Origin of the sequence: Bizionia hallyeonensis (assembly GCF_042657385.1) — a bacterium.
Classification (GTDB): Bacteria; Bacteroidota; Bacteroidia; order Flavobacteriales; family Flavobacteriaceae; genus Algorimicrobium; species Algorimicrobium hallyeonense.
Window position 1 is genome coordinate 226783 of sequence record NZ_JBHSLA010000004.1, and the last position, 15109, is coordinate 241891.

Here is a 15109-nt window from a genome sequence, read left to right on the forward strand (position 1 = left end):
AAACGCCTTATGCTCCATGGATGCATTAGCTTTGCCCGGAAAACAACATAAAACTATGCAATTATTTGAAACTAAAATTACAGTCACTTCAGACGATATTGACAATTTAAATCACGTTAATAACGTACGGTATGTGCAATGGGTTGAAGATGTTGCTAAAAGTCATTGGTTTACAAAAGCACCTAATTCCATAACAGATCATTATTTATGGATAATGTTATCGCACCATATTACCTATAAAAAACCAGCGTTTTTACAGGATGAAATCACACTTAAAACTTACGTTCCAAACTCTGAAGGTGTGACATGCACACGTGTTGTTGAAATATTAAATAACGACATATTATTAGCAAAATCTGAAACTACATGGTGTTTTATGGATAGCAACCGTATGCGGCCTACAAGGATAACGGATGAAGTAAAAAACATATTTCTCTAATTTTTATAGTTTTCATACGAAATCATCAATACAAAAGTTATATTTTTGAACAAATTGATATCATCTTATGAAGCGTATTATTTACTTTCTTTTCTGCCTTGGCTTTATAATGCTTTGGAGCTCTTGTCGTAAAGATTTGGAATTTTCTCGAAGCACTGGTAATTTAGAATTCTCTAAAGACACTGTTTATTTAGACACCGTTTTTACAAACATTGGCTCTAGCACATACAATTTAAAAGTCTACAACCGCAGTAATGAAGATATTAGTATCCCAAGTATTACACTGGCAGCTGGTATCAATTCTGAATACCGACTAAACGTAGATGGTATGTCTGGAAACTCATTTGAAAATGTTGAAATTCTTGCTAAAGATAGCATGTTCGTTTTTATCGAAACCACAATAGACATTAACAACTTACAAAATTCGGGTGAGTTTTTATATACTGATAAAATTGTATTCGATTCTGGAGCTAATATGCAAGATGTGGATTTAGTAACCTTGGTTAAAGATGCCGTATTTATTTATCCAAACCGCGACAATAGTACTGGGATTATAGAAACACTAACCTTAAATGTAGGAGGCGAAATATTAGAAACAGATATCCAAGGACGTTATTTAATGCCTGATGAATACACATTTACAAACGAAAAACCATACGTTATTTATGGCTATGCAGCCGTTCCTAATGGGGAAACACTAACCATAAATGCGGGAGCACGTGTTCATTTCCATGCAAATTCTGGGTTATTGGTTTCGGAAGGCGCCTCACTTAATGTGAATGGTGCTTTAAGTTTGGACCAAGACCTACTGGAAAACGAAGTCATTTTTGAAGGTGACCGATTAGAACCAGGATTTAGCGATGTTCCTGGGCAATGGGGAACGATTTGGTTATTTCAAGGAAGCGTAAACAATAGCATTAACTATGCAACTATTAAAAATGCAGGTGTTGGTATTTTAAGTGATAGTAATCCCAATGAACCAACAGCGAAATTAACCATAACCAATTCCCAAATTTATAACAGTAGTAATTTCGGAGTTTTAGGAAGAAACACCTCCATTGCAGCAGAAAACGTTGTCATTAATAATTCAGGACAATCCTCATTTGCAGGAACCGAAGGTGGCAGCTACAATTTTACGCATTGTACCATTGCTAATTACTGGAACAATAGTTTCAGACAGTTCCCTTCCCTACTCCTTAATAATTTCCGTGAAACCGAAGATGTTATTTTATTATTCGATTTAACAGAAGCTAACTTCAACAATTGCATTATTTACGGTAACGATAATCCAGAATTTATTTTAGATGAAGTTGCGGACCCTGGAAACATGTTCAATTTTAAATTCATTAATTCGCTGGTACGCTTCCAAGATCCGAATAATAATTTTTCAGATGATAATTATGATTTTGATAATGTAACTCATTATGAAAACATGCGCTTTAATAATGATCCGGATTTTAAAAACGTTAGAAATAATGAGATGATAATTGGTTTAGATTCGGGAGCTATAAATTTTGGAGCGAATCCATTTTCTAATAATGTACCAGAAGATATCTTAACAATAAATAGAACAGTAGCTCCAGATGCTGGTGCTTATCAGCATACGGAGTTTTAAATGGGAAAATAATATACGTATCATTATGTTTTTTGTAAGCAATGAAAAGAAATCTACTTATAATATTTATTCTATCTTTTACTATTATTACTTGTAAAGAAAATTCATCCAGCGAAAAACAGAATGAAACAATAGAATTTTATAAAAATAATCCAAATCAAATTTTCAAAAAAATAGTCCATCAAGCTAATTTTGATAGTGTTTATATATTATATAACAATGGAGTTTTATTTAAAAGAGGTAAACAATATAAAGAAAATCAAAGATTTGGAATTTGGGAATTATACGACCGAAATTCTAAATTAAGAGAAATTAGAGAATGGTTTGTAATTCAAGGTAATCTCAAATAAATAGGGCTTGGTTCTTATCAGACAAAGGCGACACGCTAGCATGGAGAAGCGAAAACAATATTTTTACTCAAGAAGAGTTTAAAAATGATACACTAGGCTTTAGAAACACTATTTACAATACATTTAATTTTCTAACAAAGGATACAATTAATGTATCTGACTACTATTATGCATATGCTAATTGTGGTTCACCTAAATTGCGTGATTATAATTCCAAAGTAAAAATAATTGTAGATAATTCGAACAGCTTAAACAAAGATTTTTCGAATATAAATTCTGTTAAGCTTGATACATTTTATTATGCTAGAATCGACACAATACACAAGTCAAATTTCAATAATTTTGATTTAGATAAAATTGTCGCTTTTAGTGGGAAATTTATGACTTCAGGACAAAAAATAATTCGAGGTTATTTAATGGAATATACGGACGAATACCCTATTGAAAATGGCAAAGAGGCACATGCGGAGACCAGGACATATTTTGAAAAAACTTTGTACGTTACGCCTAATCAGAAATGAAATAACTGCTTACAAAAACATATATTATAGGCCTCGTGGATTTTTTTGGTTTTTAGTTATTAAATTAGTTACTAAACCAAGCAACAATTATACGCAAAAAACGCTGTTAAGGTCAAAATACATCACAAAAAAAAACCTGCTTAAATCAATAAGCAGGTTTTTTATTTTTATATTTTTAATTGTCTTAAACAAATAGCGGTAAGTCGCTCATCATGGCATTTACTTTGTCGCCAATAGCTTCTAGTTTTGCTTCGTCTTCATAATTCATGATTACCTCATCAACCAAGGCAACAATAGCATCCATATCAGCTTCTTTTAAACCACGAGTAGTAATAGCTGGAGTTCCAATTCGGATTCCAGACGTTACAAATGGACTTTTATCATCAAATGGCACCATGTTTTTATTTACGGTAATATCAGCTTTTACCAATGCGTTTTCAGCTTCTTTTCCTGTAATATTTTTATTACGTAAATCAATTAACATCATATGATTATCGGTTCCACCAGAAATAATATGATAATCGCGATCCACAAATGCTTTTGCCATGGCAGCTGCATTTTTCTTCACTTGTAACATATAGTGCATAAACTCATCCGTTAAAGCTTCACCAAAGGCAATAGCTTTAGCTGCAATAATATGTTCTAATGGTCCACCTTGATTTCCTGGAAATACACCAGAATCTAATAACGAAGACATTTTACGCAGATTGCCATTTTTCAATTTTAAACCAAAGGGATTATCGAAATCTTGACCCATCATAATCATTCCTCCACGAGGACCACGTAAGGTTTTATGGGTGGTAGTGGTAACAATATGACAATGCGGTAAAGGATCATTAAGAATTCCTTTTGCAATTAATCCTGCAGGATGTGAAATATCTCCTAATAATAGAGCACCAACACTATCTGCAATTTCGCGAAAACGTTTAAAATCCATATCACGAGAATAAGCTGATGCACCACAAATAATCATTTTTGGTTTTTCACGTTCAGCAACTTCTGCTACATGATCGTAATCTATAATTCCCGTTTCTTTTTTAACACCGTAAAAAACAGGATTGTATAATTTTCCTGAAAAGTTAACAGGCGAACCATGTGTTAAATGACCTCCATGAGACAAATCAAAGCCCAAAATAGTATCACCAGGTTTTAAGCAGGCTGCGAAAACGGCTGTATTTGCCTGGCTTCCCGAGTGTGGTTGTACATTTACGTATGCCGCACCAAATAAAGTTTTGGCACGATCTATAGCCAATTGCTCAACTTCATCTACCACTTCGCAACCACCATAATAGCGCTTGCCAGGATATCCTTCAGCATATTTATTAGTTAAAACAGAACCTGCAGCTTCCATAACTTGGTCGCTTACAAAGTTTTCTGATGCAATGAGTTCTATACCATGAAGCTGCCTTTGTTTTTCGGCTTCTATTAATTCAAAAATCTGTTCGTCGCGTTGCATAAATTTCGGTTATTGTTAAATAGAATTCAAAAATAAGAAATACATTAGTTTAATTCATCAAAAAACATATATTTACTTGACAGATATAATTTTTCGTAAAGGTTAAAGTATTGCTATATTTTGCATCATAAATTAGTATAAAAACGAAAAGTTATGTAGGTTTGATTAGAATTTTACAAACACAAAACCACCTTTAGTTATGTCACTTACAGCTAACAATCCAGATAGAAAATCCTGGTTACACGTAGATAAAAACTCCGATTTCCCAATTCAAAACATTCCATTTGGTGTGTTTCTTACCCGTGATGATATTATCACGATTGGCACACGAATTGGAGATACAGCTATAGATTTAGGTGCTTTACACCAATTAGGATATTTTGAAGGTATTCCGTTAACTGATGACATTTTTCTTCAAGATTCTTTAAACGATTTTATTGCTGACGGCAGAAAAACATGGCGTTTGGTTAGAAACCGAATTGCTGAAATTTTTGATGCAGAAAACAGTGAATTAAAAGATAATAAGAAAAATAAAGAAACGGTTTTGTTCCGTTTGGATGAGATTGAAATGCAATTACCTGTCCAGATTGGTGATTATACCGATTTCTATTCAAGTATAGAACACGCAACCAATGTGGGCACCATGTTCCGCGATCCTGAAAATGCATTAATGCCTAATTGGTTGCATATTCCGGTTGGATATCATGGTAGAAGTTCATCTATTATACCCTCGGGAATTCCAATACACAGACCTCAAGGTCAAACATTACCAGCTGGTAGTGACACGCCTATTTTTGGTCCAAGTAAATTGGTAGATTTCGAATTAGAAATGGCATTTATTACAACAGATGCTAACGATTTAGGTGAACCGATTCCTATTAATGAAGCCGAAGAGTATATTTTCGGATTGGTTTTATTTAATGATTGGTCTGCTCGTGATATTCAAAAGTGGGAATATGTACCACTAGGACCATTTTTAGCAAAAAGTTTTGCGTCGTCTATTTCACCTTGGATTGTAACGCTTGATGCTTTAGAGCCATATCGTGTAGAAAGTCCGAAACCTTTAAAACCTCAATTACCTTATTTACAATATAAAGGTAAAAAGAGTTATGACATTAAATTAGAAGTTGCCATTAAGCCGAAAACTGCTAAAGAAACGGTAGTTAGCAAATCCAACTTCAAATATATGTATTGGAATATGTCTCAACAATTAGCGCATCACACGGTTAATGGTTGTCCTGTAAATTCAGGCGATATGATGGGTAGTGGTACCATTTCAGGCCCTACACCAGATTCTTATGGATCTATGTTAGAATTGAGCTGGAGAGGTGAAAAACCGGTGAAATTACAAGATGGTACAGAGCGTAAATTTATAAATGATTATGATACGGTAATCATGCGCGGTTATTGTGAAAAAGAAGGTACACGAATTGGTTTTGGTGAAGTTTCAACAGAATTGTTACCTATTTATACTCCCAAAAGCAATAAGTAAAACACCCATTTTTAAAACAGAAAAAGCCCGCAAACATTGATTTTTGCGGGCTTTTTTTATGTTTTCCATTATGTGCGCTAATCCTGTGTGATTTAAAATTACACATCAAGAACCTGGCTTTTTGCAAGCTTACCAGCTACTATACTAATTATTAAAATTTGTATGGCATGAAATAACATTAATGGCAATAATAATATACCCAATATTGCCATATTCCCAAATAATATTTTAGAAAAAACAGTGCCATGCACTAATGATTTTTTGGTTCCGCAAAACTGCGCAGTAATTTGATCTTCTTTTTTAAGTTTTAATTTTCGAGAAATATATCCCGTAAGCGTAAAAGCCGCAATAAATAGAATTAATACGCCTATAAAAATGAAACTTAAATCTAAAAAAGAGACAACACTAAAAATATTGTTGTTAAACGATTCTGCGAAGCTCTTATAAATTATCAATAAGATTATAGCCTTATCAAATACCGTTAATTTGCTGTTGTATTTATGTGCTAATTCACCTAAAAAACGCTGTAAAACAAGACCTAAAATTACGGGTATTATAATTTGAACAATAAGTTTGAGATAGATATCGGTAAAATCAAAATCTGTTTGCGTATTTACAATAAATAACCCCATCCAAAGTGGCGTAATGACAATTCCAATAATTCCAGATATACTAGCATTAAAAATAGCTGCTGGTACATTTCCTTTCGCCATAGATACCATAACCACCGATGAGGACACCGTTGATGGCAATGCCGCCAAGAAAAAGAAAGCCAACCAAATAGTTTCCTGTTCCTCATTTTGAATCCATGGCCGAAATAACAAAACTAAAAGTGGAAACATTATAAATGTAGCACCTTGCACTAAAAGGTGTAATTTCCAGTTTTGAAGTCCCGACTTTAACTGTGACGGGTTTAATTTAAGTCCATAGAAAAAGAATATGAGCGCAATTCCTATTACACTAATAGTATCTATAGGAACATTACTATCTTGAGTTCCCCATTGCGGAAAAAAATAAGCAATTATAATAGTTCCAATGATAAATAAAACAAATTTATCAATCTTAAATTTCATGGTTGTTCCGTTACTTCTAAATGCTAAATTAAATATTTCCTTTAAAACAAAGTCTCGTTCCGTCTTAACAGCTCATTTAAATTCTACTATTTATACCTCGAATATTAAACGAAAAAACACGGCTTATCTTATTGTCATAAACCGTGTTTCTTATAAGGTATGCTCAAATTACATTAATTGGGGAAATTGCTCAAATCCATTAATGACATAGTATTATCACGATGATAACGTGCTAATTTTAAAATTCTACTATCTGGTGAATAATGCATTAATTGATTTACAAAAACACCATAATCACTAAGCGTTGAATATCCAAAAAGCTTCCGCCCATATTCATCATCTAAATCATTCAACTGACTTGGTTTATACAATCCATAATACCAACCGGTATTAATATAAAAATCGCCTTGAACATTAATAATTCCTAATGAATTAGATATTTCGGGTAACATACCAACACTTGTTTTAAGTGTGGTAGCATTCATAACTTTTCCGGCCATATCCATTTGTAATACGTAACCAACACCATATTTAATTAAATCTTGCTCTATGGTGGCTGAGCTTCCAGCGTACATAGGTTTTTCAACAGTACCGGCTTTAAACATAGATTCTAAAACTAAATATATGCTCTCGTCCTTAAAAATGAGTTCCGATATTTTGACATCTGTAATTTCTGCTGGTGAAAAACCCGTTAAACTTTTATATTGGGTTAAGGCTTCCACCTTATTATCATTCAACACTTTCTGATCTGTAATGCTATACATTAAAAGGCGATTGAATTTTCCTGCACTTACACCAAAAGATTTATCTTCATAAAAAGCTATAAAATAATCCTGACTGCCTATTGAAAATACTTTAGGTTCAAATAAAGCCGTCTTTTCAGGAAATGCTAATTGTTTCATGCCTGCAGAAGTCACTTCAATAACTTGATTCGTTTCCGCTTTAAAACCTTTTTCAATGCGCACTAAAAGAACGTTACCCGAATTGGTAACGGCTACATGCTTTTCAGTTGTATCATCAAAAACCACTTCGTTGCTCCAAACTTCATCACCGTTTGTTGTATTATAAACATGGACGATTGTATTTTTCGGCTCTTTACGTTTGGCATAAGGCGTGTAAACTAAAGCTGCAAAATGACCGTTTTCGGAAATACGAAATGACAAATCGCCAGATTTTGAATTAGACTCAATAGCATGTGTAAAAACTAAACGTGAGGTAAAGGCATCCGTTGTTTTATCGAAAACAATTTCATGAACTTCCATTTTGTCGGTCTTACCAGTATAACCATGTGTATACGCAACTACTTGATTTTCATTACGTTCATACATGCCTAAAAAGTTATATAAGGCGCTTGCTCCCATGCCTGGAAATTCAAAACTGAACGTATCCACCAAAGCATTTTTCTGATCGAATTTGCGTAAAATAATATCATGCTGACTTTGCATGCCATGTTCATTTATCTGGCTGAATAAATAGGTGTTATAATTATCAGCTAAAACAAATTGAGCCTCTTTTTCAGATTCTGGATTAAACGGAAATTTATCGCCATAACTAAAGTTTTGCGCTTGTAATCCGCTAATAACAGCAAAAAGTAAAATTACTAATGTATGTTTCATAAGGTTAATTGTTATAGATTTCTTGTTCTAAACGTTCCAATGTTTTTTCATCATCATAGGATAGTTTAATGTTCACTAAATTTTCTTGTAAATCGTTTAAGTACCGCTCTGCCTCTTCCTTTCTGTTTAAAGCAACATGTAGTTTTATCAGGTTGAAATAAACGTATTGTGCTATTTTAGCATTGTAATCCGCTTTGGAGTCTTTGTAATCCACTAGCGTCAATACATTATTCCAAATATCAATGCCTTTCTGCATGTTTTCCATGGCTGAAATGGTCATTCTTGAATTTGGATCTTCTTGGATTTTCTTCAAATTCGTTAAGACATAAATATGTGCTTTCTCTAACTCGTCATAAGTGTTTTTACGATTTTTAACCACTTCCAAATACATCGATTTTCTTTGATTGATATAACCATAACGCTCATTCAAAAGTTGGTTAATTTTTCGCATAACCTTTTCCAAATACTTCTTCTCTTCCCTATTCTTATTAATATTATTTGTTGGGTAATTAGAAATCATTTCGAATTCCGTAAATAAATCTGTTTTGAAATTTTCTTCGCCATTTAACGTCACCACAATTTTTGTTGGTTGATTAGCAAAAGATTTTCCGGCATTATCTTGAAAATTCACTTTATCAATTTCTACTTGAACATTTAGAATATTCTGACCACGTTCCAAACCATTAATTACAATTTTACTGGCCAAAATGATGTTATCAACAATAACGTAATCATTTAAATCTGGATCTCTATAAATCGGTTCTGCTGGCTTATAATAGGTTGGTCTATTAGGTAAAACTAATGTCGGTTTTTTTCCTTGATCTGTTAAAGCTAATCGTTCTAATAGTGTTAACTCGCTAAATTCTTTCGATTCTAATTCGAATTTTTCTTTTGCCAGGGTAATATCCGTTTCGTGCTGTTCTAATTTTGTTTTGTATTCTGCTTCACTATCAATTACTTTTTGATCATAAGCTTCTAATTCATTTTGAAAATCAGTTTTAGATTGCGCAATAACATCCTCCGTTGTAACATTATATGGTGAACTAACGGTTACAGCATAAAATTGCTGATCGGCTGGAATGGAAACTTCCGGCAATTGCGACACATTAAACTCCACTTTTTCACCTGTAATTCCTTGAGCCAAAACCAATTGGACACCTATAAAAAATAGACATGCTATTAAATAATACTTTTTCATTCTTTTTCTTTTTAAACAGTGTGCAAAAATACGGGTTTTTTAGTGATATAAATGAAATGATGTGGACAATTCAAAATTCATATAATTAGTAAGATGAAGACGTTTTGTAAATCTGCCTAATTATAGTTCAAAAAAAAACTCTCAATATTTACATGGAGAGTTTCTTCATAATAATTTACTCAAGACAAAAATCTATTCTTTTTTGTAAATAGTAGTCCCTTCTTTAATAGTTTCTATAACAGAAATATCTTTAATTTCCATTGGAGATATTTTAAGCGGGTTTTTATCTAGAATTACTAAATCGGCTAACAAACCTGTTTTGAGCATACCTTTTCTATCTTCCTCAAAATACTGGTAAGCTGCATTACTTGTTATGGCTTGTAAAGCTTGGAATGGTGAAATACGTTCATCAGCTCCAATGACTTCGCCATTTCTGGATACACGATTTACCGCAGACCAAATAACAAACAACTGATTAATTGGAACGACATTAAAATCGGTATGATTTGTTGGTTTCAACCCTTTAGAAATAGCTGTTTTCATTGGGCTGATAAAGGAAGCTTGTTCCAAACCACGATTTTTAATATGTGCATCGGCAAAAAAGAAAGTGTGTTCAGTATATAAAGATGGTATCATTTTATATTCAACATATTTATCAAGTTGATCTGCCCTAACAAATTGTGAATGAATAATAGTAGTTCGTCTTTCTTTAGTAGGATTTCCGTTACTGGCAAATTCGTGTGCTTTGATACACATATCAATGGCACCATCTCCATTTGCATGAAAAGTAGATTGCAAGCCATTATCATATACCTTTTTCAACATAATATTCACCTCATCTTGGGAAAAAGTAGACTCACCCAACCAATCCGTTTCACCACTAGGGCCACCTGTTAAATAAGGTGTTGTAAATAAAGCGGTACGTCCTTGAGGAGATCCATCAATGGTGATTTTAATACCACCCAATTTAAATTTATTGTTGTAATTTCCAAAAGCTTCAACGCCATATGTACTTATAACACTATCTAATTCTGTTATAAACGGATATGAAACAACGTCAATAAACAAAGCGTTATTTTCAGCAGCTTTTTTCAGAATAATCACATCAGATACGTGAGACAAACCTTCTTGAGCCGTTGTTACGCCAGCTTCAGCATAAATCATTTGTCCATCCTTTATTTGTTGGGCTAATTCGGCTTCTGATGGTTGTGGTAACCTTTCAAAAATAGGAAGAAATGCCGTTTCCATAATTAGTCCGTATGGTTCATTTGTTCCTGGTTTTCTAACAATAATTCCTCCTGGAGGCGTTTCCGTTTTATCAGAAACACCAAATTTCTCCATAGCTTTGGAGTTAATTACGGCGCCATGTAAAGAGACATGCATAACCAAAACTGGATTATTTGGAAAAGCCGCATCTAAATCGTCTCGGTTTAGTAATTTACCTTCAGGCATAACCGTATCATCATAGCCATACCCCATAATAAGTTCGCCTTCAGGAATACTTTTTTCTGTTTGAATATTTTTTAAAGCCTCAACAATACCAGCAACATCATTGGCATTTCCAGCAGGAGATGGTGAGCAATTAGCTTGGTTACTCATGGATAAGGCGTTAATAAAATGACTGTGTGGGTCTATAAATCCTGGCAATAAGGTTTTACCTTTTAGATCTATCATAATGTGACCAGAACCAGCAATTTTCATAGCTTCATCTGAATTACCGACGAAACTAATTTTTCCGTCCGTTACAACTAGAGCTTGGACATATTCGGCCGTTTCGCCAGACATGGTAATAATATCACCATTGTAATAAACCGTAGAAACCGATTTAGAATTGTTTTCAGTAACAGCTTTTGAAGATTCTGAATCTTTGCAAGCAAAAACTAGAAATGCAATAAAAACGATAGAGAGTAGTTTTTTTATTGAAATTCGGGTTAATGTTAGATATAATATGCTAACAAATATAGCCAAAAAAAATATCCTGAAATCCCTACTAAACTAACGAATTACATTAAACATATCTATTTAATTCCAATGTATTAATTCCACCATGACTGGCATGAGCAACAGCAACTCCATTTCTAATAATTAACAATTGTGGTGACTCATGAAGCACTTGAAACTTATACCCTGTTTCATAACTAACATCACGATATTTCAATAAATCTAAATAATATAAATCCGCATTTAAATCCACATCGAAGGCATCAACAAACTGATTCATCACCATTTTACTAATACCACAACGTGTAGAATGTTTAAATATCATTTGCGTTTTGGTGTTCGATTTTTTAGCAATTTCATCTAATTGGTCAACTGCATTTAAAGCCTTCCACGGCAACAATTTTTCCTCCTTGGGCTCACCAGAACCGCCAAACAATTTATTTATAAAACCCATATTTTTATTTCTAAAATTTGTATCTTAAAGGTAAGTCGAAACAACTATACAAATCTTACAAACTGACTAAAAGTCACGCCGTCACGAGCTTTAAGCGACATTTTGTCGCTAAAAATAGAGTGGTAAGATTATTGACTTATAGGTATCAAGCACAACAATTAGTAATAACAAAACATAAAAAACACATCCTTTAACACGGATTATATACTATTATGAATTTAAATAATTATACCATAAAATCACAGGAAGCTATACAGCAAGCTCAACAGCTTGCACAGGGCTTTGGACATCAACAAATAGAAAACGAACATATTTTTAAAGCGCTTTTCAATATTGATGAAAGTGTTTTACCGTTTCTATTAAAAAAATTGAATGTAAATATTTCAATTTTAGAAAAGGCTTTAGATAAGCAATTAGAAAGCTTTGCTAAAGTATCTGGTGGTGAGATTATGCTTTCACGCGAAGCAGGAAAAACCTTAAATGAGGCGTCAATAATTGCTAAAAAAATGACCGATGAATATGTTTCTATCGAGCATTTAATTTTGGCTATTTTCAAATCGTCCAGTAAAGTTGCTCAAATGCTAAAAGATCAAGGCGTTACGGAAAACCATTTAAAAGCGGCTATTGAAGAGTTACGTCAAGGAGATCGTGTAACATCGCAAAGTCAAGAGGACACATATAATTCTTTGAATAAATACGCCAAAAACTTGAACCAATTAGCCAAAGAAGGCAAATTAGATCCCGTTATTGGTCGTGATGAAGAAATACGACGTATTCTTCAAATTTTATCTCGAAGAACCAAAAACAACCCAATTTTAGTAGGAGAACCAGGAACTGGAAAAACGGCAATCGCGGAAGGTTTAGCACATAGAATTGTAGATGGTGATATTCCTGAAAATTTAGTGGACAAACAAATTTTTGCTTTAGATATGGGTGCCTTAATTGCAGGCGCTAAATATAAAGGTGAATTTGAAGAACGCTTAAAAGCCGTTATCAAAGAAGTAACAACGAGTGAAGGCGATATTGTTCTCTTTATTGATGAAATCCACACCCTTGTTGGTGCAGGTGGTGGTCAAGGCGCTATGGATGCTGCTAATATTTTAAAGCCAGCATTAGCGCGAGGCGAACTGCGTGCTATTGGAGCCACAACTTTGGACGAGTATCAAAAATATTTTGAAAAAGATAAAGCATTGGAACGTCGATTCCAGAAGGTAATGGTGGATGAGCCAGATACGGAAAGTGCTATTTCTATCCTTCGTGGTATTAAAGAAAAGTATGAAACACACCACAAAGTGCGTATAAAAGACGAAGCTATTATTGGTGCAGTTGAATTATCTGAGCGATACATTACCAATCGTTTTTTACCAGATAAGGCAATTGATTTAATGGATGAGGCTGCATCTAAATTACGAATGGAAATCAATTCCAAACCAGAAGAATTAGATGTTTTGGACAGAAAGGTAATGCAGTTGGAAATTGAAATTGAAGCCATTAAGCGTGAAAAAGATGAAACGAAATTAAAAACGTTACGTGCTGATTTAGCAAATTTAAAAGAAGAACGCAACGAACTAAATGCTAAATGGAAAAGCGAAAAAGAAGTCGTAGATAATATCCAAGCCGCAAAATCCGATATTGAAGAATTTAAACTAGAAGCGGAACGTGCGGAGCGTGATGGCGACTATGGTAAGGTAGCTGAAATTCGCTATGGAAAAATAAAAGAAGCACAAGAACGTTTGGAAACCCTTCAAAAGGAGTTGCAAGCCAATCAAAGTGACAGTTCTTTAATAAAAGAAGAAGTCACTTATGATGATATTGCAGAAGTGGTAGCTAAATGGACGGGCATTCCAGTAACCAAAATGTTACAGAGTGAACGTGAAAAGCTATTAAAATTAGAAAACGAATTGCACAAACGTGTGGTTGGTCAAGAAGAAGCTATTGTTGCCGTTAGTGATGCTGTACGACGCTCTAGAGCTGGTTTACAAAATCCACAGAAACCAATTGGCACCTTCCTATTTTTAGGAACAACAGGTGTTGGTAAAACGGAATTAGCAAAAGCCTTGGCAGAATATTTATTTGATGATGAAGCTGCTATGACTAGAATAGATATGAGTGAATACCAAGAACGTCATGCGGTAAGCCGATTGGTTGGTGCACCTCCAGGGTATGTTGGTTATGATGAAGGTGGTCAGTTAACAGAAGCTGTAAGACGTAAGCCGTATTCCGTTGTTTTATTAGATGAAATTGAAAAGGCGCATCCAGATACTTTCAATATTTTATTGCAAGTATTAGATGAAGGTCATTTAACGGATAACAAAGGACGTCTAGCAGATTTTAAAAACACGATTATCATTATGACCTCTAATATGGGAAGTCAGATAATTCAAGAGAAATTTGAAGCTACAAAAGATGTAGATGCAGCCATGGAACTGGCTAAAATAGAAGTGCTAGGATTGTTAAAGCAAAGCGTGAGACCCGAATTTTTAAACCGTATTGACGATACCATTATGTTTACGCCTTTAACAGAGGAAAACATTACAGAAATTGTAGGATTACAATTAAAAGGAATCACCAAAATGATAGGAAAACAAGGCATTACGTTTGATGCCACACCAGAAGCCATTGCTTATTTAGCAAAAAAAGGCTACAATCCAGAATATGGTGCACGACCTGTTAAACGTGTCATTCAGAAAGAAGTTTTAAATGAATTAAGTAAAGAAATTCTATCTGGATCGGTTTCAACAGACAGTATTATTCTACTAGATGCTTTTGATGATAAATTAGTATTTAGAAATCAAGGTGATTTAGTATCTGAAGAGTATTAAAGTTTCCTTAAAACGAAAATAAAAAGTTCGAAAGGACGTTTTCAGTAATAAGTTGGTTAGTTAGTTTTAAAAAGCAACGTAAATCCCATACAGGATGCACGTTGCTTTTTTTTGTGAAAGAACATAACATTT

General features: G+C 33.7%; 11 protein-coding genes. 5 read left to right on the top strand and 6 right to left on the bottom strand.

The features are described 5' to 3' along the window. Positions 1-55: 55 nt before the first annotated feature. The 3 genes from ACFPH8_RS11525 to ACFPH8_RS11535 all read left to right on the top strand — a co-directional run bounded on the left by ACFPH8_RS11525 (position 56) and on the right by ACFPH8_RS11535 (position 2404). Positions 56-439: an acyl-CoA thioesterase gene (locus ACFPH8_RS11525; protein ID WP_376861095.1), complete on the top strand. Its 384-nt coding sequence runs from the start codon at positions 56-58 to the stop codon at positions 437-439. A 67-nt stretch (positions 440-506) separates the two neighbouring features. Beyond that, positions 507-2054, top strand: a complete 1548-nt coding sequence (locus tag ACFPH8_RS11530; protein ID WP_376861097.1) for a hypothetical protein — start codon at positions 507-509, stop codon at positions 2052-2054. Between the two features lie 41 nt (positions 2055-2095). After that, complete coding sequence (locus ACFPH8_RS11535) at positions 2096-2404, top strand: hypothetical protein (protein WP_376861099.1); 309 nt, start codon at positions 2096-2098, stop codon at positions 2402-2404. A 705-nt stretch (positions 2405-3109) separates the two neighbouring features. Here ACFPH8_RS11535 and glyA read toward each other — a convergent pair. Beyond that, positions 3110-4381 carry a serine hydroxymethyltransferase gene (glyA, locus tag ACFPH8_RS11540; protein ID WP_376861101.1) on the bottom strand — a complete coding sequence of 424 codons (1272 nt, stop codon included), beginning with the start codon at positions 4379-4381 and terminating at the stop codon, positions 3110-3112. A gap of 199 nt (positions 4382-4580) precedes the next feature. Between glyA and fahA the strand changes: the two genes are divergently transcribed. Beyond that, on the top strand, positions 4581-5873 hold the full coding sequence (fahA, locus tag ACFPH8_RS11545; protein ID WP_248398851.1) for a fumarylacetoacetase: 1293 nt from the start codon (positions 4581-4583) through the stop codon (positions 5871-5873). 98 nt (positions 5874-5971) lie between these two features. Here the strand turns inward: fahA and ACFPH8_RS11550 are convergent, their stop codons facing one another. The 5 genes from ACFPH8_RS11550 to ytxJ form a co-directional block, all read right to left on the bottom strand. After that, positions 5972-6946: a bile acid:sodium symporter family protein gene (locus tag ACFPH8_RS11550; protein ID WP_376861103.1), complete on the bottom strand. Its 975-nt coding sequence runs from the start codon at positions 6944-6946 to the stop codon at positions 5972-5974. Between the two features lie 173 nt (positions 6947-7119). Then, entirely contained in the window at positions 7120-8562 is a 1443-nt protein-coding gene (locus ACFPH8_RS11555; RefSeq protein WP_376861105.1) for a hypothetical protein, read from the bottom strand. A gap of 4 nt (positions 8563-8566) precedes the next feature. Further along, a complete protein-coding gene (locus ACFPH8_RS11560; protein WP_376861107.1) occupies positions 8567-9760 on the bottom strand; it encodes a hypothetical protein in 1194 nt (397 codons plus the stop codon). A gap of 192 nt (positions 9761-9952) precedes the next feature. Then, positions 9953-11728, bottom strand: a complete 1776-nt coding sequence (locus tag ACFPH8_RS11565; protein ID WP_376861109.1) for an amidohydrolase — start codon at positions 11726-11728, stop codon at positions 9953-9955. A gap of 40 nt (positions 11729-11768) precedes the next feature. Then, a complete protein-coding gene (gene ytxJ / locus ACFPH8_RS11570) occupies positions 11769-12155 on the bottom strand; it encodes a bacillithiol system redox-active protein YtxJ (RefSeq protein WP_376861111.1) in 387 nt (128 codons plus the stop codon). A gap of 212 nt (positions 12156-12367) precedes the next feature. Here ytxJ and clpB point away from each other — a divergent pair, with 212 nt between their 5' ends. Next, on the top strand, positions 12368-14977 hold the full coding sequence (gene clpB / locus ACFPH8_RS11575) for an ATP-dependent chaperone ClpB (protein WP_376861113.1): 2610 nt from the start codon (positions 12368-12370) through the stop codon (positions 14975-14977). Positions 14978-15109: the final 132 nt, after the last annotated feature.